Below are 23,481 nucleotides of genomic sequence, written 5' to 3' on the forward strand. Positions count from 1 at the left end.
AGTGAGACTGAGGCCTTGGCGAACGCTAGCAAGCTACGCGGCCACACCGAGAAGCGGATCACGCCGGCTGTTTACTGGCGCGCCTGAGAGATCGTGATAACCACCCGATGAAATCCTTTTCACTGCAGTGGTGCGGTACACCATCGAAACGCTGCGGGGAAATTGGCCGTTCCAGCGTCAGGTTTTCCGCCCTCCAAAAACGCAAAAAGCCCTGAATAATCAGGGCTTTGAATATGGCGGAAGCGTAGAGATTCGAACTCTAGGATAGTTGCCCATCGACGGTTTTCAAGACCGTTGCCTTAAACCACTCGGCCACGCTTCCAGCTCGTTTTGCGGCGGCCATAATACCGTAATGAAACACGCTGTCAAACTCTCTGTGTCGCGGGTTGCAGGAGCTCTGTTAGACTCGTTGCATCTGAATGTCTCATCACCACAGGTTCACCAAGGAGTGTCGCCATGCGCGAACAGGATTACGCCGTACACCACGGCCAGCAGGTCGAGCAGCAGGAGATCAGCAAGGTCCTGCGCAACACGTACAGCCTGCTGGCACTCACCCTCGCCTTCAGTGGCATCATGGCCTTCGTTGCCCAGCAGATGCGTGTCGGCTACCCGAACGTGTTCGTCGTGCTGATCGGCTTCTACGGCCTGTTCTTCCTCACCGCCAAGCTGCGTGACTCCGTCTGGGGCCTGGTTTCCACGTTCGCCCTCACCGGCTTCATGGGCTTCATCCTCGGCCCTATCCTCAACCGCTACCTGGGCATGAGCGGCGGCGCCGAAGTGGTCAGCTCGGCCTTCGCGATGACCGCACTGGTATTCGGCGGCCTGTCGGCCTACGTGCTGATCACCCGCAAGGACATGAGCTTCCTCAGCGGCTTCATCACCGCTGGTTTCTTCGTCCTGCTGGGTGCCGTTGTGGCCAGCTTCTTCTTCCAGATCAGCGGCCTGCAACTGGCGATCAGCGCCGGCTTCGTCCTGTTCTCGTCGGTCTGCATCCTGTTCCAGACCAGCGCCATCATCCATGGCGGCGAGCGCAACTACATCATGGCGACCATCAGCCTGTACGTGTCGATCTACAACCTGTTCGTCAGCCTGCTTCAGCTGTTCGGCATCATGGGCCGCGACGACTGATCAGTCACGCCCGCACTTGAAAAGCCCGCTTCGGCGGGCTTTTTCATGCCTGTTCGCCCCAGACGGGCGATCACTGTAGAATGCGCTCCTTTTTTCTTCCGGGACAGCTTTAGCAATGAGCTCACACGAACACAGCCCAGGCGCACCGGCGCCTGCCAATGAACTGGTGCTTGGTCTTGAGGACAAGCCACGGCTGTTGATCGGCCTGCTGGCAGCACTGCAGCACTTGCTGGCGATCATCGTTCCCATCGTCACCCCCGGCCTGCTGATCTGTCAGGCCCTGGGCGTCTCGCCACGGGACACCAACTTGATCGTGTCCATGTCGCTGGTGATTTCCGGCATCGCCACCTTCGTCCAGTGCAAGCGCTTCGGGCCGTTCGGCGCGGGCTTGCTGATCGTGCAGGGCACCAGCTTCAACTTCGTCGGCCCGCTGATTGCCGGGGGTGCACTGATGGTCAAGCAAGGCACGCCGGTCGAAAGCGTGATGGCGGCAATCTTCGGCGTGGTGATCGCGGGCTCATTCGTCGAGATGGGCGTGTCGCGTATCCTGCCGTTCATCAAGCGCCTGATCACCCCGCTGGTGACCGGTATCGTGGTGCTGATGATCGGCCTCACCTTGATCAAGGTCGGCCTGATCAGCATGGGGGGGGGCTTCACCGCCATGGCCAACGGCACCTTTGCCAACGGCGAGAACCTGCTGCTGTCGGGCGTGGTGCTGGCGATCATTGTGATCCTCAACCGTATTCCACTGGTGTGGATGCGCAGCTGCGCCATCGTTATCGCCTTGGCCGTGGGCTATGCATTGGCCGGCTACCTTGGTCGCCTGGACTTCACCGGCATGCATGAAGCCGCGCTGTTCCAGGTGCCGACGCCACTGCACTTCGGCCTGAGCTTCTCCTGGGCGCTGTTCATCCCGATGCTGGTGATCTACCTGGTGACTTCACTGGAAGCCATCGGTGACGTCACCGCCACCAGCAAGGTCTCACGCCAGCCGGTCGAGGGCCCGCTGTGGATGCAACGGATCAAGGGCGGGGTGCTGGTCAACGGTGCCAACTCGCTGCTGGCGGGGCTGTTCAACACCTTCCCGAGCTCGATCTTCGCCCAGAACAACGGCGTGATTCAGCTGACCGGCATCGCCAGCCGCCACATCGGCATCTGGATCGCCCTGATGCTGGTCGTGCTGGGGTTGTTCCCAAGTGTCGCCGGGGTGATTCAAGCGGTACCGGAGCCAGTACTGGGCGGCGCCGCGATGGTCATGTTCGGTGCCGTGGCAGCCTCGGGTATCAATATCCTGGCCAGCACCCGACTGGATCGTCGCGCCCTGCTGATCATTGCCGTGTCGCTGGCGCTGGGCCTGGGCGTCGCCCAGGTGCCGGAATTCCTCGCGCACATGCCGGCAGCCTTGCGCAACGTGCTGGAGTCGGGCGTGGCCACTGGCGGCATCTGCGCACTGGTGCTGAACTGGTTCCTGCCCGAGAGCAAGGAACACGCCTGATCGCAACAAACACCGGCAGGCGCGTCGCGGCGACGATGCACCTGCTGGCGGGCGAGCTCGCTGCAAGCATGCCCGAATCGCGACAGTGAGTGTCTGTACGACGTGAGACAGGCAAAGGCCGCCCTGGATACCCTCCTTTGGCACTGCCTTGTTGCGGTCTGCCCCCAGGCCGCAGTGTCCTCACTCGACAAAAGAAACTTCGCCCATGACGACTTCTGCCGCCACCTTGGCCCGCCCCACGGCCCACGTCGATCAACCTCAGGGTTTCCTGGTTCGTATCGTCGGCGCCGCCGCCTTCGCCCACTTGCTCAACGACCTTATCCAGGCCGTCCTGCCCTCGATCTACCCGATGCTCAAACAAGACTTTTCCCTGAGCTTCGCCCAGATCGGCTGGATCGCGCTGGTGTTCCAGGTCACCGCCTCGCTGCTGCAACCCTGGGTTGGCCTGTACACCGACAAGCACCCGCAACCTTACCTGTTGCCAGGCGGCATGTTGATTACTCTGATCGGCATCGCCCTGTTGGCAACGGCAGGCAGCTATGAAATGTTGCTGGTGGCATCTGCCGTGGTCGGCGTAGGCTCCGCCACTTTCCACCCCGAGGCCTCGCGAGTGGCGAGGATGGCCTCTGGCGGGCGCTTCGGCACGGCACAGTCCACCTTCCAGGTGGGCGGCAACACCGGTTCGGCCATCGGCCCGTTGCTCACCGCGCTGATCGTGATCCCTAACGGCCAATCGGCCATTGCCTGGTTCATGGTGGCTGCTGCACTTGCTGTATGGGTGCTGTGGCGGGTCACCGGCTGGACGATTCGCCACGGCCAGCATCGCCTCAAGAGCATTGCCGGGCAACAGGCACCCGCGCTCTCCAACGGTGCGATTTGTCGCGCAGTGGGGGTGATCGCGCTGTTGATGTTCGCCAAGTTCGTCTATATCGCTTCGTTCACCAACTACTTCACCTTCTATCTCATCCAACATTTCGGTTTGAGCGTGCAGCAAAGCCAGCTGTACCTGTTCGCTTTCCTCGCGGCCGTGGCATTAGGCACCTTCGCAGGGGGGCCGGTGGGCGATCGCATTGGCCGCAAGGCGGTGATCTGGGTTTCCTTCCTTGGTGTGGCGCCGTTCGCCATGGCCCTGCCCTACGCCAACCTGGCCTGGACCGCAGTCCTGGCTGTGGCCATCGGGCTGGTGATGTCTTCGGCGTTCGCCGCCCTGGTGGTTTACGCCCAGGAAGCGGTACCGGGCCGAGTCGGCATGGTGTCCGGGGTGATGTTCGGCCTGATGTTCGGCATCAGCGGCATCGGTGCGGCTGGCTTGGGCGAATTGGCTGACCGACATGGCATCGAGTGGGTGTATCAGGTGATCTCGTTCCTGCCCCTGTTGGGCCTGGCAACGGCCCTGCTGCCGGCGACCCGCGCCAAAGCCCACCCGGCCACCTGCTGCTAAGATGGCCACGCGGAACACCTAGGAGGCGCACGATGGCACTGATCAAGCCGATGGAGCAAATGCTGGTGGAGGTCGACGAATGGACCTGGGAGGTGGGCAGCCGTGCCACGGACTACCCACCGGACTGGTTCATCGCACCCCACTCCCATGCCAAGCATCAGCTGATCTATGCCATCAAGGGCCTGATGATCGTGCAGTCGCGGTCCGAGCGCTGGACCGTGCCGCCGAGTCGCGGCGTATGGATGCCCTGTGGCCAGGAACACGCGATCCGCTGCGTGGGCGATGTGAAGATGCGCAGCGTGTTCGTGCGCCCGGACGCAGCAGCGAACCTGCCATCACAGAGCAAGGCCATCAGTATCTCGCCGCTGCTGAGCGAACTGATCAAGGCCTCGGTGGACTTCACCGGCCCCTACGCCGAGGACTCACGCGAATCACGGATCGTGCACCTGATCCTCGACGAGATCAGCGTGCTGCCAACCCTGCCGTTGAAGCTGCAGCAGCCCGGCGACAAGCGTCTTCAGGTCATCTGCTCGGCACTGCACGAGCGCCCCGAGGACAACTCGACGGTGGCAGACTGGGGTCTTCACCTTGGGGTGGATGAAAAAACCATCCAGCGTCTGTTCCGCAAGGAAACCGGCATGACCTTCGGCCAATGGCGCCAACAAGCGCGGCTGATGCAAGCCCTGGAGCGGATCGCTCTCGGTGAGCGGATCATCGACGTCGCGGGGACGCTCGGCTATGACAGCCCAAGCGCCTTCGCCAGCATGTTCAAGCGCCAGTTCGGCACGACGCCGAGTCAATTCTTCAGATGAGCGGCCCCTGGCTCGAACACGGTTACCGCTCGCGCATCCACGGCCTTCGGCAGCAGGCCTTCGCGGTAGAATGCATCGGCTATTCGCTGTTGCTCGGCCAGGTTGTCCAGTTTCACCGGCTGCACGTCATAGCTGCGCCGAGCATTGGCCTGCTGCACCGTGACGCTGTCCAGATTACCCCACAGTGGCCCCAGCACCCGGGCTGCGGCGGCCGGGTTGGCCTTGGTCCAACCGCCAATTTCACGCAGCGCCTGGTACACCTGATCCAGCACCTGCGGGTGCGCCTTGGCGTATTCACTGCCAGCCAGGTAGTAACGCTGGTAACTAGCCAGTTCGGTGCCATCGGCGAGAATTCGCGCGTGCTGCTGACGCTGGGCACTGGCCACGTAGGGATCCCAGGTTACCCAAGCGTCGACCTTGCCGTTTTCGAAAGCTGCGCGTCCGTCGGCGGGAATCAGGTAGGCCGGGCTGATGTCCTTGAAGCTCAGTCCCGCCTTGGCCAGCGCCTGGATCAGCAGGTAGTGGCTGCCAGCGGCCTTGGTCACCGCCACGCGCTTGCCCTTGAGGTCGGCAAGGGTCTTGAGCGGCGAGTTGGCCGGCACCAGGATGGCCTGGGCCGCCGGCGACGGCGCCTCCCGGGCAAAGTACGTCAGTTGCGCACCAGCGGCCTGGGTGAACACGGGAACGGTGTCGGCCACATCTGCAGAAAGGTCGACGTTACCCAGGTTCAACGCTTCGAGCAGCGGCAAGCCGCTGGGGAACTCGTGCCAGCTGACTCGTATACCCTCAGCCTGCAGGCGTTGTTCGAGGGTGCCGCGTGCCTTGAGCAGGGTCAGCAGGGTCGAGGACTTCTGGTAACCGATACGCAGGGTCTGCTCGGCGCTGGCCAGGGACGGTAGCACGCCGCCGATCAACAGGCCCAGCGCAAGATGGCGCAGGCGTTTGGGATATGCCATGAAGATTCTCCGGAATCAGTGTTGGGCAGTCAGAGGGTCGGTGGCGGGTACGCTGAAACCCGAAGCGAAGGTCGGCGCTACCTCCAGGCGCTCGCTCATCAGGCCATGGGCTTGGTAGAAGTCCGCGGTTTCCTGTTGCTCAGCGATGGTCTCGCCGTCGATCGCCTGCCAGCGAAGTTGGCGACGTTCGAACTGCAGTCGCGCCGCTTCCACGGGGAAGCCGATGATGGCGGAAAGCGTCCTGGAATAGGTGTCCAGATGCTGGTTGGCCCAGACCTGGGCACCAGCCAGACGGGCAAGATAGTCCTGCAACGCCGTGCGGCGTGCAGGGTCTTCGAGAGCCTTGTCGGTGGCCGCGAGGAAACTGTTGCCGGTGGACAGCCCTCTGCCGTTGACCAGCACCCTGCCTTGCCCGTTAAGTTCGGACAGGGCCGTATAGGGCTCCCACGTCGACCAGGCGTCCACCGAACCATTGGCAAGGGCAATCTTGGCATCGACCGGTCCCAGGAAACGGAACTCCACGTCCTTCTCCGTCAGCCCGACCTGGTCCAGCGCCTTGAGTGCCAGGTGATGGCCGATGGAACCACGGCCGGTGGCGATGCGCTTGCCCTTGAGGTCCGCCGCGCTGTGCAGCGGCGCGTCAGGGCGCACCAGCAGCGCCGTGCCGTAAGGGTCGGACTTGTCCACGGCGATCGCTTTGACTGGCGCACCTGATGCCAGCACGAACAACAACGGCGCATCGCCGATGATGCCGGCATCGATAGCGCCAGCATTCAGTGCTTCAGCGAGCGGCGCAGCTGCGGGAAACTCGGCCCACTGAATGTCGTAAGGCACATCGCGCAAGGCGTCTGCCGCTTCCAACTGGGCACGCATGTTGCCTTTCTGGTCGCCGACACGCAGGGTCAGGCGCTCGGCGGCGATGGCCTGGGTGGCCAGCAATGAGGCTACAAGCAACAACGATAGACGGCGACGGCTGGACATCCTGTGCTCCTTCAAAGCATTCCTTGAAAGGCCAGGTGGCATGCCACCTGATGCCGGGACACTTTATCGAGCACCTAGAAATTAATGAAATTGATTTTAGTGCTAACCTAATATGCAAAAAGCAGGACTACATCACCGCATCGAGCCCTGCCAGGGCGAACCGCACCAAGTGTTCTGCCAACGCCTCTTCCGACTGTTCGAACAATCCCGATAGCGGTGTCGTGATGTCGCGGCTGATCACCTGCAACATCATCACCGGTGCGATGACGCTGAACAGACAGCGCAGCAATGCCGGGTCCTCCACGGGCTTACCCGTGAGCTCACCCAGCAGGCTCAATACCAGTCGCGACTTGGGCATCGCCTCTTCTGCGATCAACTCGCTCACATACGGCGACGGGGTCAGCAACTCGCGGCTCCACAACCGGGCTTGCCACCGTTTGCCGTTGATGACGTTGAGGGTCAGTGCCCTGATCAGGTCGACCAAGCGTTCACGGGCTGGGCGGTCGCTGCAGGCCAGTTGCTGCAACTGCTCCAAGCTGATCAGGTGTTGGTGCATCTCCTTGAGTACTGCGCGGTAGAGGCCCTCGCGACTGCCGAAGTGGTAGTTCACCGCGGCCAGGTTGCACTGCGCCAGGGCGCAAATGGCCTTGCTGGTCGCCTCGGCATAGCCACGTTCGGCAATCAGCTGGCCGGCGGCATCGAGGATGCGCTGCCGGGTGATGTCGCCATCCGGGCGGCGCCCACGCGGCTTACTGGAAGGGGCTGGTTCGCGGCTCATGCCAGGCACTCGTGGTGTTGTCTCAAATCAAATTCTAATTTGAATTCTGTGACTATGCTTGCTCCATGTCAGTGATCGATCACAGGTCGTCATCATGCAGAAAAAGCTCGTCATCGCCCTGTTGGCGGCAACGCTGGTGGGCTTTGGGGCGTGGTACTACGTGCACACCCGGGGCGACCAGGGGGGCGACCTGGTGCTCTATGGCAACGTCGATATCCGCCAGGTCTCGCTGGCATTCACCGGCAGCGAGCGCATCGGCGAAATGCGCGTGGAGGAAGGCGACACCGTCAAAGCCGGGCAGGTGCTGGCTACCCTCGATAGCCGTGCGTTGAAGCTGCAGATCGACCAGGCCAACGCCCAGGTCGCCGTCCAGCAGGCCAACGTCCTGCGCCTGCGCAATGGCAGCCGACCCGAGGACATCGACCGCGCCAGTGCCCAGGCAGCAGCCAGCAAGGCCCAGGTCGACCTCGCCGCCACCCAGTTGCGCCGCTTGCAAACCATCCGCGCCAACAGCAGCGGCGGACGGGCCGTGAGCCAACAGGACCTGGACAATGCCGCCGCGCAACTGAAGGTGCGCCAGGCCCAGTGGGAGGACAGCCAGAAGGCCCTGCGTCTGGCCAGGATTGGCCCCCGGGCCGAAGACATCGCCCAGGCCGAGGCCCAGCTGCAAAGCGCCCGCGCGCAACTGGCACTGCTGCAGCACAACCTCGACGAAACCGAACTGCGTGCACCGCAGGATGCCACCGTCCGCTCGCGCATGCTCGAACCAGGCGACATGGCCTCGCCGCAACGGGCGGTGTATGCCCTGGCCATTACCACGCCAAAGTGGGTACGGGCCTATATCAATGAGTCGCAACTGGGCCACATCCGACCGGGCCTGCCCGCCAGGGTCACGACCGACAGCCACCCGGACGCTCCCGTGCAGGGGCAGGTCGGGTTCATTTCCGACGTTGCCGAATTCACGCCCAAGGCCGTGCAAACCGCCGAGCTACGCACCGCGCTGGTGTACGAGGTGCGCATCATCGTCGACGATAAGGACAACCGCCTGCGCCTGGGAATGCCGGCAACCGTTCGATTTGCCCAGGCGGACCTGGTGAACGACGGGAAGGCCCGGTAATGGAGTTGGTCATCGAGGCCAAGGCTGTTGCCAGGCGGTTCCTGGTCAAGGCATCGGGGCAGGCCGTCCAGGCATTGCACGGCTTGGACCTGACACTGCGCAAAGGCACCCTCACCGCCCTGGTCGGGCCCGATGGCGCCGGTAAAACCACATTCCTGCGCCTGGTCGCGGGGCTGTTGCAAGCCGATAGCGGGGAGTTGAACGTGCTCGGCGTCGACGTCAAGGCGCACCCGCAGAAGGTCCAGGACCTGATCAGCTATATGCCGCAGCGCTTTGGCTTGTATGAAGACCTGAGCGTACAGGAGAACCTCGACCTCTACGCCGACCTCCATGGCGTAGGCGCCAACCTGCGTCGGCAGCGCTTCGAGCGGCTACTGGCGATGACCGACCTGACGCACTTCACTCGCCGGCCAGCAGGCAAGCTGTCTGGTGGCATGAAGCAGAAGCTCGGCCTGGCCTGCACCCTGGTGCGGTCGCCGCAACTGCTGTTGCTGGATGAGCCGACCGTGGGGGTCGACCCGCTGTCACGTCGTGAACTGTGGGAGATCGTCCAGCAACTGGTGCGGGAAGAGAACCTCAGCGTACTGCTCAGCACCTCCTACCTGGACGAAGCCGAGCGCTGCTCGGAAGTGTACATGCTGCACCAGGGTGAACTGCTGGCCCAAGGCATGCCACAGGACATCCGCCGCCACGCCGATGGCCTTTGCTACCTCGCCACACCGCCCGCCGGGCAGCCGGCGCGCACCCTGCAGGCCCGTCTGCTGGGCAACACGCACACCATCATCGATGCGGTGCCGCAATCGGGTGAGGTGCGTTTCATGCGCCAGCCTGATGCCGACCAGCAGACACTCGACACGCTGCTGGGCGGCGCTCCGGTACGCCCGGTGGAGGCCAGGCTGGAAGATGGCTTCATGTTCCTGCTGCGTGCACGCAGCGATGCCGAGCACGTCGACATGGAAACACTCAAGACCAGTGCCCCGAGCGACCCACACAGCAGCGAACCGGCCATCGAAGTGAAGGACCTGGTGCGCACGTTCGGCGACTTCACCGCCGTGGCCAGCACCAGTTTCAGTGTGCGCCGGGGTGAGATCTTCGGCCTGCTGGGGCCCAATGGCGCTGGCAAGACCACCACCTTCCGCATGCTCTGCGGCCTGCTGCCCGCCTCGTCGGGCAGCCTGCAGGTGGCCGGCGTCAATCTGCGCCATGCACGGGCGAAGGCTCGCCGCCGGGTGGGCTATGTGTCGCAGAAATTCTCCCTGTACGGCAACCTCTCGGTCCGCGAGAACCTTGAGTTCTTCGGCGGCGCCTATGGGTTGCCCGGCAAGCAGTTGCAGCGGCGCATGGACGAAGTCGCCCAGCAATTCGACTTGTCCGGACACGAGAGCGACCCCAGCGGCCAACTGCCTGGCGGCTTCAAGCAACGCCTGGCCATGGCCGTGGGCCTGCTTCACGAGCCGGAAATCCTCTTTCTCGACGAGCCCACCAGCGGCGCCGACCCCCTCGCCCGCCGAGGTTTCTGGCAACGCATCACGGCACTGGCGGCTGCCGGCACCACGATCATCATCACCACCCACTTCATGGAAGAGGCGGAGTACTGCGACCGCATCGTCATCCAGGACGCTGGCAAGCTGATCGCCATGGGCACGCCGCAGGAAGTCCGCGAGCAGGCCGCAGGCAAGGGCAGCACGCTGAACATGGAACAGGCCTTCATCGCCATCGTCGAGCAGGAGCGCCAGCAACAGCAGGTGACGCCGGCATGAGCACCGCGACGCTCGGTGCCTTCTGCCGCCGACTGGTGTCACTGACCCGCAAGGAAGTGCGGCAGATGCTGCGTGACAAAAGCAATCTGTTGATCGGCATTGGCTTGCCCATCGTGCTGATTCTCATCTTCGGCTACGGACTGTCGCTGGACGTGCGTCACAGCGTGGTCGCGGTGGTGCAGGATGACCCTGCGCCGCAAGCCCACGACCTGCTGGCCAGCATCAGCCATTCGGCCTACCTGGAACCGCGGCCTGTGAAGTCCTTCGAGCAAGGCAGGCAATGGCTGGCTTCGCGTGAAGTCGATGCCCTGGTGTACCTGCCGGGCGATTTCAGCCGTCGCCTGCAGGCGGGCAACGCCCAGGTACTGGTGCTGGTACAAGGCTCAGACGCGACGCGTGCTTCGGGGGTCAGCAACTACCTGAACCAGGCCCTGGCCTTGTGGGGCCAGAAGCAGAGTTCGCGCAACGGCGGCTTGCAGGCTGGTGGAGTGCAGATCGAGCAACGCATGTGGTTCAATGCCGCCAACACCAGTACCTGGTACCTCGTGCCGGGGTTGATCGTATTGATCATGACGCTGGTGGGGGCTTTTCTCACCGCGCTGGTGATGGCCCGCGAATGGGAGCGCGGCACCCTGGAAGCGTTGTTCGTGACGCCCGTGCGGGCTGCGGAGATTCTCCTGGCCAAGGTCATTCCCTGCTTCGTCGTCGGCCTGATCGGCCTGGGGTTGTGCCTGCTGGCAGCGCGTTTTCTATTCGATGTGCCGATGTATGGTTCGCTGTGGGCGCTGGTGATCTGCTCGATGCTGTACCTGCTCGTGGCACTGGGGATCGGCCTGCTGATTTCGGCGGTCACCAAGAACCAGTTCCTGGCCAGCCAGATTTCCCTGCTCGTCAGCTTCCTGCCGGCGATGATGCTATCAGGCTTCATCTTCGACCTGCGCAACGTACCCACCGCCGTGCAGGTAGTCGGAAACCTGCTGCCCGCCACCTACTTCATGCAAGTGGTGAAGTCGCTGTTCCTGGCCGGCGACTTCTGGCCATTGATCCTGCGCAACAGCTTGATTCTCACCGGTTACGCCGTGGCCTTGCTGGGGCTGGCGCGCCTGGCCACGCGCAAGAGGCTCGATTGACATGGCCACGTTCCTGGAACTGCTGCGTCGCCTGGTCAACCTGTGGCGCAAGGAACTGCTGGTGATTTTCAAAGACCCGGCAAACCGCATCGTACTGATCGCACCGGTGCTCATGCAGAGCCTGCTGTTCGGCTATGCCGTGACCTTCGATCTCAACGACGTGCCCTACGCACTGCTCGACCATAGCCACAGCGAGTCGTCCCAGCGCCTGGCCAGCCGCCTGGACGGCAGCGGCATCTTCCACCGCGTGCAGACCCTCAACTCCAGCCGCGACATCGCCGAGGTGATCGATGCGCAAGAGGCATTGCTGGTGGTGCACATCCCACCTGATTTCGAGGCCCGCCTTACCCGAGGAGAAACCGCACCGCTGCAGGTGATACTCGACGGCCGTAACTCGACCACCGCAGGCTCCGCCGCAGCGGGCCTTGCCAGCATCGTGAACGACTTCAACCGAGAACGCGGTCTGGCGCAAGCACCGATCAACGTGGTTACCCGCGCCTGGTACAACCCCAACCTGGAAACCCGTTGGCCGCTCATTCCGGCGTTGATTGCTTCGCTGAGCATGCTGCAGACACTGGTGCTCACCGCCTTGTCGGTGGCGCGCGAACGTGAGCAGGGCACGTTCGACCAATTGCTGGTCACCCCCTACTCGCCGATGGAGATCATGATCGGCAAAGCCATACCGCCCATTCTCATCGGCCTGGTGCAAGCCTCGTTGGTGCTATTGATGGCGCTGTTCTGGTTCCGCATTCCCATGGCCGGCTCCCTGCTCGACCTGTACGGAGGCCTGCTGGTGTTCATGATCTCCAGCGTCGGCCTGGGCATGTCGATTTCGGCGATATCGCTGAACATGCAGCAGGCCATGCTCTATACCTTCGTGCTGATCATGCCGATCATGCTGCTGTCGGGCCTGGCCACGCCGGTGCGCAACATGCCCGACGCCATGCAACTGGCCACCTGGATCAATCCCCTGCGCTTTGCCATCGACCTGATTCAACGCATTTATCTCGAAGGCGTCAGCCTGTTCGACGTGGCACACGACCTGGTCCCCATGCTCGCCGTAGCCGCCGTCACTCTGCCGCTGTCTGCCTGGCTGTTCCGCAATCGACTCGCTTAAACGGAGGCTGCAATGTCGTCGCCGCTCAACGCCTTTTGCCTCACGCCGTTGCTACTGGCCCTGATGGCCTGCAGCGCGGTCGGGCCTGACTACCAAGCGCCGCAGCCGGTTACCCCAAGCGACTGGCACGCGGCCCATAGCGGTGACCCCACGCTCCTGAACACGGGCTCGGCCAACCAGGCCATTGCGACGCAATGGTGGACCCAGTTTGCCGACCCGACGCTGAACTACCTGCAGCGGCGCGCCATTGCCGCCAGTCCGGACCTGACCAACGCCGCCCTGCGCTTTGCACAAGCGCGCATGCAACGGCAGATGGTCGCGGCGCAGCGTGGCGTGAACGTCGACGGCAGGGCCGACATCCAGCGCCAGCGTCAGAGTGAGCGCGGTGCCAGCGCGAAGATGATCGACAGCTTCGCACCGGGCAACAGCGACGAGCTGACCAAGGCCCTGGCGCAACCATTCACCCTTTATGAAGCAGGCTTCGACGCATCCTGGGAGGTCGATTTCTGGGGCCGGGTACGCCGCTCCGTCGAGGCCGCGGACGCCCGTGTCGAGCAGCAGCGCGCTTTGCTTGAGCAGGCACGGCTGGTGGTGGCCAGCGAAGTGGCGCGCGGGTATTTCGAATTGCGTAGGGTGCAACAGTTGATCGGCGTCACCGAGCAAGACCTGCGAGCCACCGAGGAGTCGCTCGAACTGGTGAAAGCCCGCGCCGACGGCGGCCTGGTCGACGATTTCGACCTGGTCCGTCAACGCGCTCAACTCGAACAACTGAGTGCCACCCTGCCCTCACTGCAGGCGGCGCAGACCCAGGCCATCAACCAACTGGGCGTGCTGGTCGGCGCGCAACCGGGCGAACTGCAGGCTCAGTTGCTGCTACCTACAGCCACGCCTCCCACCCTACCCGACCTGAACCCTGGGCTGCCCTCGGACGTGGCGCGCAAACGCCCGGATATCCGCGCCGCCGAAGCCCAGCTTCACGCGGCAACGGCCAACATAGGGGTGGCGGTCGCCGAGTTGTATCCAAGCATCCGCCTGGGTGCCAGCTTTGGGTATTCCTCGTTCGAAAGCGGCAAGTTTTCTGACTGGGGCAGCCGCCAGTGGGCGGTAGGGCCGAGCTTGAGCGTGCCGATTTTCGACAATGGTCGGCGCCGCGCTCAAGTCACTTTGCGCACGCTCGAACAACAGCAGGCAGCGGTCAACTACCAGCAGACGGTACTCAAGGCCTGGCAGGAGGTGGATGATGCGCTGAGCAGTTATGGCGCCGAACGCCAGCGCAACGACCAGCTCAAGGCACGCCTGGGCAGCGCCGGGCAAGCCTATGACATGGCCAAGGCACGCTATGCCGGTGGACTGACTGACTTTCTGGTAGCGCTCGACGCCCAACGCAACTATCTGCAGGCGCGCCGAGATGTGGTGGACAGTGACAACCAGTTACGCCTGGGCCTTGTGGCGTTGTACAAGGCTCTGGGGGGTGGTGCTCCAGTGGGTGCGCGCGAGGTGCAGCAATGATGGACAAGCGCCGCCTGCGCGGCGCATCGCGAGCAAGGCTCGCTCCTACGTCTGATCTGAGTCAGTAAGGTGTGCAGCCGCCGCGAACCGCTGTAGGAGCGAGCCTTGCTCGCGATGCGCCAGCACCCTGGGCTTATCCAGCCGGCGCCACCAACCGATACCCCACCCCCGCCTCGGTAATGATGAACCTCGGCGCCGTCGGGTCATCGCCCAGTTTCTGCCGCAGGTGCCCCACCACGATCCGCAGGTAGTGGGTATCGTCCACATGGGTCGGCCCCCAGATATCCTTGAGCAACTGCTGCTGGGTGATCACCCGCCCAGGATGCCCGGCCAGTTGCGCCAGCAGCGCATATTCCTTGCGGGTCAGCGCCACCTCGACACCGTCCAGGGTCACCTTGCGAAAGGCAAAGTCGACCGTCAACGGCCCGAAGCTCGCCAATGCCTCCCCGCCACTGGCCTGTGGCGCCTGACGCAGCAGGGCGCGGATGCGTGCCAGGAACTCCTGGATACCGAAGGGCTTGGTCACATAGTCGTTGGCACCACCATCGAGCGCATCCACTTTCTGAACTTCACTGGCGCGCACCGACAACACCATTACCGGCACCGAGCTCCACTCACGCAGCTCACGCAGCACGTGCTGGCCGTCCATGTCTGGCAAACCAAGGTCGAGCACCACCAAGTCCGGCTTGGCCAGGGCGGCCTGCGTCAGGCCCTCGGCACCTGTGGCGGCCTCGATCACCTTGTACCCCTGGGATGCCAGGCTGATGCGCAGAAACTTGCGGATCTGCGGTTCGTCGTCGATGACCAGGAGGGTCGCGTGCTGGCTCATGGGGCTTCGCTTTCGGCTTCAGGTTGATCGGGCAGCGGCAAGCATAATGTGATGCAGGTGCCCTGGCCATCGATGCCTTCGCTGACCAGGATTTGCCCGCCGTGGGCGCCGACCATGCCTTGGCAGATGGCCAACCCAAGCCCCGTGCCCTGCCCGCCCCGATCCCCCCGGGCAGCGGTGTAGAACATGTCGAAGATCTTGTCCCGCTCCGCCACCGGAATGCCAGGCCCCTGGTCGCTTACCGCGAAGTGCAGTTGCTGGTCGTGCACGGACACCTCCAGTTCCAGCCGTCCCTGCGCCGGCGAAAAGCGGGCGGCGTTCTCCAGCACATTGACCAGGGCCTGTTCGATCAATGCCGCATGCACGAACAACAAGGGCAACGCGGCCGGCACCTCGGTGTGCACGCGCAACGGCGCCAGCACGGCGCGCAGGCGGTTCAGCGCACTGCCGACGATGTCCGCCGGTGCCACCCAGTCGCGAGCAAGCTTCAGCCCACCATGGCCCAGGCGGGTCATGTCGAGCAGGTTCTGGATGTAACGGTCCAGGCGTTCGGCCTCGTTGCGCGTGCCTTCGAGCAACTCACGCCGATCAGCGGGCGCAATGGCCTCGCCCAATGCCAGCAGGCTGTCGATGCTGCCGCGCATGGCGGTCAGCGGTGTACGCAGGTCATGGGATACCGATGCCAGCAAGGCACTGCGCAACTGCTCGGTTTCGCCATGCAGGCGCGCCGCTTCCAGTTGCTCGGCCAGCCGCGCCCGGGCCAGGGCCTGGGCCAAAGGTTGCCCCAAGGCCATCAGCAGGCGACGGCGCTGGGCGCTGAGCGGCTCGCCGGAGTGCGGCCGCACGCCAAGCAGCGCCAGCGGCTGCTCATCAACCGCCAACGGCCACCACCACCAGCGCCCATGGGGCAAGGTATCGCTGCCATGGCCGGCAGCCTGGCCGTGTTGCCAGGCCCACTCGGCAGCGGCCCGTTCGTTGTCGGTGAGGGCTTGCGCCTCGCCACTGACCCGATGCAACAGGCCCTCTGCATTGCGCTCGAGCAGGCATACCTGCATGTCCTGCAAACCGTTCAAATGCTGGCCCGCTGCATTGAATACCGCCTGACGGTCGGTAGCCACGGTCAACCGTCGAGAAAGGTCGAGCAACTGGCTGGTCTGCGCCTGAGTCTCGCGCAGGGCCTGCAACTGCTGGCGTTGCCGCGCTGCGAGATTGCCGGTCAGGGCGGCCATCAGCAGGAAGAACACCAGCGTCAGCACGTCTTCCTCGCGCTGGATGGTGAAGGAGAAGTTCGGCGGTATGAACAGAAAGTCGTAGGTCAGGAACGACAACGCCGCACAGGCCAGGGCTGGCCCAAGGCTGCTGCGTACGGCCACCAGCAACACCGCGGCCAGGAACACCAAGGAAATATTGGGCAATGCCAACACGCCGGCCACCGCCCAGGACAGACTTGCCGCCAACGCAGTCGCCAGCACGGCCAGCAGATAATGGCGCCACACCCAAACGCGCTTGACCGACATGCTGGGTGTGGCGGGTTGGGCATCGCGGTCGAGCACGTTGACTTCCAACCCATGGCTTTCACGCAGCAACCGAGCCGCCACCCCGGCGCCGAACAAGCGCCGCCGCAGGCGATCACGCGACTGCCCGACCAGCACCAGACTGGCCCTGCGTTCGGCAGCATGCTGGATCAGCGTGCGCGCCACCTCCCCGGCCCGCAACACCACCACTTCGCCTCCCAGCCGCTCGGCAAGCTGCTGCGCAGCCTGCAGGCGATGACGGGCGGTTTCGTCGAGCAACCGGCCATTGTCCACATGCACCAGGCTCCAGGGCAGGTGTCGGCGCTGGGCCACCCGACAGGCATGGCGCACCAGACGCTCGGCCTGATCGTCACCGTCGACCCCGACCAGCAAACGCCCACGCAAGGCCGGTGCCTCCTGGCCACGCTGGCGGTAGCCGTGGGCCAGGTCGGCATCCACCTGCGCAGCCGCCGTCTGCATGGCCAGTTCGCGCAGGGCCGTGAGGTTGGTCTGGGAGAAGTAGGCATCGATGGCCGCCCGCGCCTGCTCGGGCACATACACCTTGCCCTCACGCAGACGGGCGAGCAGGTCGCGGGGCGGCAGGTCGATCAGCACCAGCTCGAAGGCCTCCTGCAGTACCCAGTCGGGCAAGGTCTCGCGCACCTGCACGCCGGTGATGTCACGCACTTTGTCATTCAGGCTTTCCAGGTGCTGGACGTTGACCGTGGTGTAGACGTCGATCCCGGCGGCCAACAGTTCCTGGACATCCTGCCAGCGCTTGGCGTGGCGGCTGCCAGGCGCATTGGTGTGGGCCAACTCATCGACCAGGGCCAAGGACGGGGATGCCTTGAGCAGTCCGTCGAGGTCCATTTCCTCCAACGTGACGCCACGGTACTCGCTGCGCAGCAAGGGTTGCTGGAGCATGCCGCCGAGCAAGGCTTCGGTCTCGGCCCGGCCATGGGTCTCGACCACCCCGGCCAGCACCTGCACGCCTTGGCGTTGCTGGGCGTGAGCGGCTTGCAGCATGGCGTAGGTCTTGCCCACCCCAGGCGCGGCACCGAGAAACACCTTGAGCCTGCCGCGCCCTTCACGCGGCAGGTTGGCCAACAGCGCGTCTGCGCGGGCGGAATCACTCATGAGTCATCCTTCATCTGCTGTGCAGAAAACACGGGCCGCAAGATCGGCATGGCACGTGCAGGAACGGGTTCACCCGCGAATACGTCGGTGAGCTCACCGCACCCTTCGCGGGCAAACCCGCCCCCACAGGCCTTTGCTGGTAACCGGCCTTGAGTCAGTGACCAATACTGCCAAGCGCCCGGTTCAGGGCCAGCACATTGACCACAGGGGGGCCGATCAGTGGCTGCAGGGTGGCCTCTTCCACCAAGGCTTGCAAGCGCTCGACTGACATCTGCCGGGCTGCCGCCACGCGCGCGATCTGGTAGGCCACGGCCTCAGGCGGCAGGTGCGGGTCCAGGCCGCTGCCCGAGGTGGTCAGCAACGCCTGGGGTACGCCCCCCTGCCCAGGTTGGTAGAGCGCTGCCGCCTCCCCTTTCACCCGTTCGGCCAATGCCGGATTGCTGGGGGAAAGATTGCTCGCACTGCTGGCCACGGTGGCATAGGCACCGGCCGACGGACGCGAGTGAAACCAGCCATCACCCTGGAAGTCCTGGGCGATCAATGCCGAGCCACGCACCTGGCCATGGTCGTCACGCACCAGGCTGCCGTTGGCCTGCTCGGGAAACGCGACCTGGGCTATGCCGGTTACCGCCAAGGGGTACAACGCGCCGGTGACCAGGGTCATCAACAAGGCCAGGCTCAATGCCGGGCGCAGATAGGTGTTCATGTCGGCCTCCTCAGACCAGATGCAATGCATTGAGCAACATGTCGATCAGCTTGATCCCGGCAAACGGCACGATGATCCCGCCCAGGCCGTAGATCAGCAGGTTGCGTCGCAGCAACTGGGCCGCGTTCGCTGCCTGCACACGCACACCGCGCAAGGCCAAGGGAATCAGCGCGATGATGATCAGCGCGTTGAAGACGATCGCCGACAGAATCGCGCTCTGCGGGCTGGCCAGGTGCATCAGGTTGAGCACGCCCAGCTGCGGGTAGATGGCGGCGAACAGCGCCGGCAGAATGGCGAAGTACTTGGCCACGTCGTTGGCGATGGAGAAGGTGGTGAGCGCCCCGCGCGTGACCAGCAACTCCTTGCCCACCTGGACCACGTCCAGCAGCTTGGTCGGGTCGCTGTCCAGATCGACCATGTTGGCCGCCTCACGCGCCGCCTGGGTACCATCGTTCATGGCCATGCCCACATCTGCCTGGGCCAGCGCCGGTGCATCATTGGCGCCGTCACCGCACATGGCGACCAGACGCCCGTCGTTCTGTTCCTGGCGAATGCGCGCCAGCTTCTTCTCGGGCGTGGCTTCAGCCAGCACATCGTCCACCCCGGCTTCGGCGGCGATGGCAGCAGCGGTCAGCGGGTTGTCGCCGGTGACCATCACCGTGCGGATACCCAGCTTGCGCAGCTCAGCGAAGCGCTCGCGAATGCCGGGCTTGACCACATCCTTGAGGTGGATCACGCCCAGCAAGCGCTTGTCGACACACACCAGCAGGGGCGTACCGCCGCTCTGAGCGATGCGTTCGACTTCACGGGCCAGTGCCGGCGGCATCTCCAGTCGCTGCATGCCGACGAAGGCCAGCACCGCATCGACCGCGCCCTTGCGGTAGTGACGCTGCTGAAAATCGACACCGGAAAGCCGCGTCTCTGCGCTGAAGGCAATGGGTACCAGCTGCTGGGCGCTTGGTTCAATGAACGCGTGCAATTGACGCAGGTACTCGACGATCGACTTGCCCTCGGCAGTATCATCGGCCAACGATGCCAGCAACGCGCCCTCCCCCAACTCCTTGGCCGTGACCCCCGGCGCACTGTGCAGCGCACTGCAACGACGATTGCCGAAGGTGATGGTGCCGGTCTTGTCGAGCATCAGGGTGTGCACATCACCGGCCGCCTCCACGGCGCGGCCCGAGCGAGCGATGACATTGAGCCGCACCAGGCGGTCCATGCCAGCGATGCCGATGGCCGATAGCAGTCCGCCGATAGTGGTGGGGATCAGTGTCACCAACAACGCTGCGAGGAAGATCAGCGGCAGGCTACCGCCTGCGAAGTGGGCGAACGGCTGCAAGGTCACGACCACGATCAGGAAGATCAGGGTCAGGCCGATCAACAGAATATCCAACGCGATCTCGTTGGGCGTCTTCTGCCGCTTGGCACCTTCAACCAGGGCAATCATGCGGTCCAGGGTCGACTCGCCAGGGTTGCTGGTGATGCGGATCAGCAGCCAGTCGGATACCAGGCGGGTGTTGCCGGTGACGGCCGATCGGTCGCCACCGGACTCTCTGATCACCGGGGCCGACTCGCCAGTAATGGCCGCCTCGTTGACCGCTGCAATGCCCTCGAGCACTTCGCCGTCGCCGGGGATCAATTCACCGGCCACCACCTTGACCACATCGTCCTTGCGCAACTGCGAGGCAGGCACGGTCTCGAAGCCGCCTTGGCGGGTGCGGCGCTGCGCGGTAAGGCCCTGGCTGCCGGCCTTGAGGCTGTCGGCGCGGGCCTTGCCGCGCCCTTCGGCCAGGGCTTCGGCAAAGTTGGCGAACAACACGGTGAACCACAGCCACAGGGCAATCTGCACCGCCACGCTGGTGCTCACGCCACTGCCCGGTGCAAAGCACAGCACAGTGGTGAGCACAGCCGTGAGGGCCACGACCAGCATCACCGGTGAACGCTTGAGTTGACGCGGGTCGAGTTTGACGAAGGCCTGCACCATGGCCGGGCGCCAGAGTGCGGCGAAACGGGTCTGGTCCTTGGCGCTGGAGTGGGCTTTCACTTCGGGAATGGGCATGTTCATGGTTCGCTCCTCAGAAGCCCAGGCTCAGGTGTTCGGCGATCGGCCCAAGGGCCAGGGTTGGCAGGAAGGTCAGGCCGCCCACCAGCAGGATGGTCACCACCAGCAAGGTGGCGAACAGTGGCCCGTGGGTCGGGAAGCTGTTCAGCCCTTGCGGCGCGGTTTTCTTCGCAGCCAAGCTGCCTGCCAGGGCCAGCACCGGCAGGATGTAGCCGAAGCGGCCGATCAGCATGGCCAAGCCGATCATCAGGTTGTGGAACACGGTGTTGGCACCGAAACCGGCGAAGGCCGAGCCGTTGTTGGCGGTGCCGGAGGTGTAGGCATACAGCAGCTGGCTGAAGCCATGGGCGCCTGGGTTGCTCACCGCCCCCGCAGGGCCTGGCAGGCTGGCGGCGATGGCGCCGAGCACCAGCACGCCCACCGGCATCACCAACAAGGTCGCCACCAACAACTGCACCTCACGGGCTTGCAGCTTCTTGCCCAAGTATTCCGGCGTGCGCCCAATCATCAGGCCTGCCAGGAACACAGCGATCAGCACAAACAGCAACATGCCGTAGAGCCCGGCACCGACGCCGCCGAAGATCACCTCACCGACCATCATGTTGGCCATGGCCACCATACCCGTCAGCGGGTTGAGGCTGTCGTGCATGGCGTTGACCGAACCGTTGGACGCAGCGGTGGTGGTCACGCTCCAGAGCACCGAACCGGTGGTGCCGAAGCGGCTTTCCTTGCCCTCCATCGGCGCGCTCGACTGTACCTGAACGCTTTCCAATGCCGGATTGGGTTGGTATTCCGCCCACAAGGCGGTACTGCCACCGATCAGGAACAGGGCAAGCATGCAGGCGATGATGGCGCGGCTCTCGCGCAAGTCCTTCACGTAGTGGCCAAAGGTGAACACCAGGGCAGCCGGGATCAGAATGATCGACGCCACCTCGAACAGGTTGCTCCAGGCCGTGGGGTTCTCGAACGGGTGCGCCGAGTTCACGCCGAAGAAACCACCCCCGTTGGTACCCAGTTGCTTGATGGCGATCTGGCTGGCAGCCGGTCCAAGCGGGATGACCTGGTCAACGCCTTGCAGGGTCACAGCATGGGCATAATTGGCGAAGGTCTGGGGCACGCCCTGCCACACCAGCAGCAGCGCCAGCACCAGACACAACGGCAAGAGCCCGTAGAGGGTGCCCCGGGTCATGTCGACCCAGAAGTTGCCCAGCGTTGCCGTAGAGCGCCTGGCAATGCCACGGCAGAGTGCAACCAATACGGCCAGGCCGGTGGCAGCGCTGACGAAGTTCTGCACGGTCAGGCCAAGCATCTGGCTCAGGTAGCTGACCGAGGCTTCGCCGCTGTAGGCCTGCCAGTTGGTGTTGGTGACGAAGCTTACCGCTGTGTTGAATGCCAGCGACCACTCCTGGCCTGGCAAGTGCTGCGGATTGAGCGGCAGATAGCCCTGCAGCAACAGCACGCAGAACAGCAGCACGAACCCGGCCAGGTTGAAGGCCAACAAAGCCAGGGCGTACTGCTTCCAATTCTGCTCCTGCTCGGTGCGCACGCCCGCCAGCCGGTAACAGCCCTGCTCCAATGGGCCGAGTAATGGGCTGAGCCAGGTACGCTGGCCTTCCATCACCTTGTAGTAGAAACGCCCCAGCCAGGGTGCAGGCAGCAGCACGATGGCAAAGAAGGCCAACAGCAACGCGTAGTCGTAACTGTGCATGACCGCTCCCTAGCTGCGATCGGCGCGCAGCAGCGCCGTAAGCAGGTAAATCGCCAACGCCACTGCCAGCAGCAGTGACAACCCTTCGAGCACATTCATCGGTGGTTCTCCCCATCCATGCGGCGTTGGCCGCTTTGGGGAAATTGTCCGAGGGTGCGACGTAAAGGGGCGAGATCGAGGGACAGGTCAGCGCATAAAGAATGCGTAAAGATGCAGCCCGTTGCCGGGCCGCGGGTGATGTCAGCGTTGCGGCGTCTGCTGCCCTGCGTTGCGGCTCCAGTCCAGCAACAGGCTGTAGCCCACCGCCAGCAGTGTCGGCCCGATGAACAGGCCGATGAAGCCAAACGCGATCAGGCCACCGAACACACCAAGCAGGACGATCACCAGTGGCAGGTTGCCGCCGCGGCTGATCAGGTAGGGCTTGAGCACGTTGTCAACGCCACTGATGACGAAGGTACCCCAGATACCCAGGAACACGGCCATGCCGTACTCACCTTTCCATACCAGCCAACCGGTGGCCGGTATCCAAGCCAGCGGCGGCCCCATGGGAATGAGGCTGAGCATGAAGGTCACCAGGCCGAGGATGATGGCGCCCGGCACACCGGCGATGAGAAAGCCAATCAATGCCAGCAGGCCTTGGGCCGCGGCGGTGCCGATCACGCCGTTGACCACACGTTGCACGGTGCCGGCCACCAGTTCCAGGTAATACTCGGCACGGTCGCCCATCAAACGCTGCAGCAGGCGCAGGACGAACGCCGCCAATCGCGGGCCGTCGCGGTAGAAGAAGAACACGAACACCAGGCTCAGGGTCAGTTCGAGCACACCACTGCCCAATTGCGCACTGCGTGCCAGTAGCCAGTTACCAACCTGACCCAGGTGGGGTCTGACCGAGGCCAGCAGCATCGCGCCCTGTTGGTCCAGCGACTCCCACCAGCTGACCAGGCGCCCGCCGACCAGCGGGACACCGGCCAGCCAGTCCGGGGCGTCAGGTAAACCATCGACCTGTACATCGCGAATGAACGCCGTGGCGTCGCGAATGTGGTCCGCCAGGTTGAACCCAAGCCAGACCAGCGGCAAGGCCACGACCAGAATCCAGACACCGGTCAGCAAACCTGCCGCGAGGGTCTCGCGATCCCCCAGCACGCGGGTCAGCAGGCGCATCAACGGCCAGCTGGCAAAGGCCAGGATGGCCCCCCACAGCAGTGCCGAAATGAACGGCGCCATTACCCACAGCCCCGCGCCCAACAGCGCCAGCAGAAGAATCTGGATCAACAGACGATCATTGTTGGCCATGGTGGCGC

Annotated in this window: 19 protein-coding genes and 1 tRNA gene; 9 read left to right on the forward strand and 11 right to left on the reverse strand. The window is 64.0% G+C overall.

The window, feature by feature from the left end; translation table 11 throughout:
- Positions 1-234 precede the first annotated feature (234 nt).
- Positions 235-322, reverse strand: a tRNA-Ser gene (locus IF103_RS15570).
- Between the two features lie 134 nt (positions 323-456).
- Here IF103_RS15570 and IF103_RS15575 point away from each other — a divergent pair.
- From IF103_RS15575 to IF103_RS15590, 4 genes are all read left to right on the forward strand, one after another.
- On the forward strand, positions 457-1,128 hold the full coding sequence (locus IF103_RS15575; protein WP_023381312.1) for a Bax inhibitor-1/YccA family protein: 672 nt from the start codon (positions 457-459) through the stop codon (positions 1,126-1,128).
- 115 nt (positions 1,129-1,243) lie between these two features.
- The gene (locus IF103_RS15580; RefSeq protein ID WP_023381313.1) at positions 1,244-2,623 is read left to right on the forward strand and encodes a nucleobase:cation symporter-2 family protein; all 1,380 of its coding nucleotides are present in this window, start codon (positions 1,244-1,246) and stop codon (positions 2,621-2,623) included.
- A gap of 205 nt (positions 2,624-2,828) precedes the next feature.
- Positions 2,829-4,064: an MFS transporter gene (locus IF103_RS15585; protein WP_023381314.1), complete on the forward strand. Its 1,236-nt coding sequence runs from the start codon at positions 2,829-2,831 to the stop codon at positions 4,062-4,064.
- A gap of 32 nt (positions 4,065-4,096) precedes the next feature.
- Entirely contained in the window at positions 4,097-4,876 is a 780-nt protein-coding gene (locus IF103_RS15590) for an AraC family transcriptional regulator (RefSeq protein WP_023381315.1), read from the forward strand.
- Here IF103_RS15590 and IF103_RS15595 read toward each other — a convergent pair.
- From IF103_RS15595 to IF103_RS15605, 3 genes are all read right to left on the reverse strand, one after another.
- Positions 4,861-5,832, reverse strand: coding sequence for an aliphatic sulfonate ABC transporter substrate-binding protein (locus tag IF103_RS15595; protein ID WP_023381316.1), 972 nt, complete (start codon positions 5,830-5,832; stop codon positions 4,861-4,863). The two genes, IF103_RS15590 and IF103_RS15595, sit on opposite strands and share 16 nt — an antisense overlap.
- Before the next feature lie 15 nt (positions 5,833-5,847).
- A complete protein-coding gene (locus IF103_RS15600) occupies positions 5,848-6,813 on the reverse strand; it encodes an ABC transporter substrate-binding protein (protein ID WP_023381317.1) in 966 nt (321 codons plus the stop codon).
- A 127-nt stretch (positions 6,814-6,940) separates the two neighbouring features.
- Positions 6,941-7,591 (reverse strand): TetR/AcrR family transcriptional regulator, encoded by a 651-nt coding sequence (locus IF103_RS15605; protein ID WP_023381318.1) that lies wholly within the window; start codon positions 7,589-7,591, stop codon positions 6,941-6,943.
- A gap of 94 nt (positions 7,592-7,685) precedes the next feature.
- On the opposite strand from IF103_RS15605, the gene IF103_RS15610 reads away from it, so the two are divergent.
- From IF103_RS15610 to IF103_RS15630, 5 genes are read left to right on the forward strand one after another with little or no spacing between them, the layout of a single operon-like run.
- The gene (locus tag IF103_RS15610) at positions 7,686-8,708 is read left to right on the forward strand and encodes an HlyD family secretion protein (RefSeq protein ID WP_023381319.1); all 1,023 of its coding nucleotides are present in this window, start codon (positions 7,686-7,688) and stop codon (positions 8,706-8,708) included.
- Positions 8,708-10,468 carry an ATP-binding cassette domain-containing protein gene (locus IF103_RS15615; RefSeq protein ID WP_023381320.1) on the forward strand — a complete coding sequence of 587 codons (1,761 nt, stop codon included), beginning with the start codon at positions 8,708-8,710 and terminating at the stop codon, positions 10,466-10,468. The genes IF103_RS15610 and IF103_RS15615 overlap by 1 nt, the downstream gene beginning before the upstream one ends.
- A complete protein-coding gene (locus tag IF103_RS15620; protein WP_023381321.1) occupies positions 10,465-11,598 on the forward strand; it encodes an ABC transporter permease in 1,134 nt (377 codons plus the stop codon). The genes IF103_RS15615 and IF103_RS15620 overlap by 4 nt, the downstream gene beginning before the upstream one ends.
- Before the next feature lies 1 nt (position 11,599).
- A complete protein-coding gene (locus tag IF103_RS15625; RefSeq protein ID WP_023381322.1) occupies positions 11,600-12,715 on the forward strand; it encodes an ABC transporter permease in 1,116 nt (371 codons plus the stop codon).
- A 12-nt stretch (positions 12,716-12,727) separates the two neighbouring features.
- Positions 12,728-14,224: an efflux transporter outer membrane subunit gene (locus tag IF103_RS15630; protein ID WP_202675463.1), complete on the forward strand. Its 1,497-nt coding sequence runs from the start codon at positions 12,728-12,730 to the stop codon at positions 14,222-14,224.
- 133 nt (positions 14,225-14,357) lie between these two features.
- On the opposite strand, the gene IF103_RS15635 is transcribed toward IF103_RS15630, so the two are convergent.
- From IF103_RS15635 to IF103_RS15665, 7 genes are all read right to left on the reverse strand, one after another.
- A complete protein-coding gene (locus tag IF103_RS15635) occupies positions 14,358-15,053 on the reverse strand; it encodes a response regulator (protein WP_023381324.1) in 696 nt (231 codons plus the stop codon).
- Positions 15,050-17,704: a DUF4118 domain-containing protein gene (locus IF103_RS15640; RefSeq protein ID WP_023381325.1), complete on the reverse strand. Its 2,655-nt coding sequence runs from the start codon at positions 17,702-17,704 to the stop codon at positions 15,050-15,052. The genes IF103_RS15635 and IF103_RS15640 overlap by 4 nt, the downstream gene beginning before the upstream one ends.
- Positions 17,705-17,858: 154 nt before the next feature.
- Complete coding sequence (gene kdpC / locus IF103_RS15645; protein ID WP_023381326.1) at positions 17,859-18,410, reverse strand: potassium-transporting ATPase subunit KdpC; 552 nt, start codon at positions 18,408-18,410, stop codon at positions 17,859-17,861.
- Positions 18,411-18,420: 10 nt separating this feature from the next.
- Positions 18,421-20,475 carry a potassium-transporting ATPase subunit KdpB gene (kdpB, locus tag IF103_RS15650; RefSeq protein ID WP_023381327.1) on the reverse strand — a complete coding sequence of 685 codons (2,055 nt, stop codon included), beginning with the start codon at positions 20,473-20,475 and terminating at the stop codon, positions 18,421-18,423.
- A 10-nt stretch (positions 20,476-20,485) separates the two neighbouring features.
- Positions 20,486-22,180, reverse strand: a complete 1,695-nt coding sequence (kdpA, locus tag IF103_RS15655) for a potassium-transporting ATPase subunit KdpA (RefSeq protein ID WP_202675464.1) — start codon at positions 22,178-22,180, stop codon at positions 20,486-20,488.
- A gap of 9 nt (positions 22,181-22,189) precedes the next feature.
- Positions 22,190-22,279, reverse strand: coding sequence for a K(+)-transporting ATPase subunit F (gene kdpF / locus IF103_RS15660; RefSeq protein ID WP_041925515.1), 90 nt, complete (start codon positions 22,277-22,279; stop codon positions 22,190-22,192).
- Between the two features lie 141 nt (positions 22,280-22,420).
- Positions 22,421-23,473, reverse strand: coding sequence for an AI-2E family transporter (locus tag IF103_RS15665; RefSeq protein ID WP_023381329.1), 1,053 nt, complete (start codon positions 23,471-23,473; stop codon positions 22,421-22,423).
- Between the last annotated feature and the right edge of the window lie 8 nt (positions 23,474-23,481).

Source organism: Pseudomonas sp. SK2, from assembly GCF_016772395.1.
Taxonomy (GTDB): Bacteria; Pseudomonadota; Gammaproteobacteria; order Pseudomonadales; family Pseudomonadaceae; genus Aquipseudomonas; species Aquipseudomonas taiwanensis.

Excerpts from the sequence above, each read along its gene's own strand:
- kdpC (WP_023381326.1), bottom strand. The coding sequence starts at position 18,410 with ATGAACACCTATCTGCGCCCGGCATTGAGCCTGGCCTTGTTGATGACC.
- IF103_RS15615 (WP_023381320.1), top strand. The coding sequence starts at position 8,708 with ATGGAGTTGGTCATCGAGGCCAAGGCTGTTGCCAGGCGGTTCCTGGTC.
- IF103_RS15605 (WP_023381318.1), bottom strand. The coding sequence starts at position 7,591 with ATGAGCCGCGAACCAGCCCCTTCCAGTAAGCCGCGTGGGCGCCGCCCG.
- kdpF (WP_041925515.1), bottom strand. The coding sequence starts at position 22,279 with ATGAATGTGCTCGAAGGGTTGTCACTGCTGCTGGCAGTGGCGTTGGCG.
- IF103_RS15625 (WP_023381322.1), top strand. The coding sequence starts at position 11,600 with ATGGCCACGTTCCTGGAACTGCTGCGTCGCCTGGTCAACCTGTGGCGC.
- IF103_RS15590 (WP_023381315.1), top strand. The coding sequence starts at position 4,097 with ATGGCACTGATCAAGCCGATGGAGCAAATGCTGGTGGAGGTCGACGAA.
- IF103_RS15610 (WP_023381319.1), top strand. The coding sequence starts at position 7,686 with ATGCAGAAAAAGCTCGTCATCGCCCTGTTGGCGGCAACGCTGGTGGGC.
- IF103_RS15595 (WP_023381316.1), bottom strand. The coding sequence starts at position 5,832 with ATGGCATATCCCAAACGCCTGCGCCATCTTGCGCTGGGCCTGTTGATC.
- IF103_RS15640 (WP_023381325.1), bottom strand. The coding sequence starts at position 17,704 with ATGAGTGATTCCGCCCGCGCAGACGCGCTGTTGGCCAACCTGCCGCGT.
- kdpA (WP_202675464.1), bottom strand. The coding sequence starts at position 22,180 with ATGCACAGTTACGACTACGCGTTGCTGTTGGCCTTCTTTGCCATCGTG.
- IF103_RS15575 (WP_023381312.1), top strand. The coding sequence starts at position 457 with ATGCGCGAACAGGATTACGCCGTACACCACGGCCAGCAGGTCGAGCAG.
- IF103_RS15580 (WP_023381313.1), top strand. The coding sequence starts at position 1,244 with ATGAGCTCACACGAACACAGCCCAGGCGCACCGGCGCCTGCCAATGAA.
- IF103_RS15635 (WP_023381324.1), bottom strand. The coding sequence starts at position 15,053 with ATGAGCCAGCACGCGACCCTCCTGGTCATCGACGACGAACCGCAGATC.
- kdpB (WP_023381327.1), bottom strand. The coding sequence starts at position 20,475 with ATGAACATGCCCATTCCCGAAGTGAAAGCCCACTCCAGCGCCAAGGAC.
- IF103_RS15665 (WP_023381329.1), bottom strand. The coding sequence starts at position 23,473 with ATGGCCAACAATGATCGTCTGTTGATCCAGATTCTTCTGCTGGCGCTG.
- IF103_RS15620 (WP_023381321.1), top strand. The coding sequence starts at position 10,465 with ATGAGCACCGCGACGCTCGGTGCCTTCTGCCGCCGACTGGTGTCACTG.
- IF103_RS15600 (WP_023381317.1), bottom strand. The coding sequence starts at position 6,813 with ATGTCCAGCCGTCGCCGTCTATCGTTGTTGCTTGTAGCCTCATTGCTG.
- IF103_RS15630 (WP_202675463.1), top strand. The coding sequence starts at position 12,728 with ATGTCGTCGCCGCTCAACGCCTTTTGCCTCACGCCGTTGCTACTGGCC.
- IF103_RS15585 (WP_023381314.1), top strand. The coding sequence starts at position 2,829 with ATGACGACTTCTGCCGCCACCTTGGCCCGCCCCACGGCCCACGTCGAT.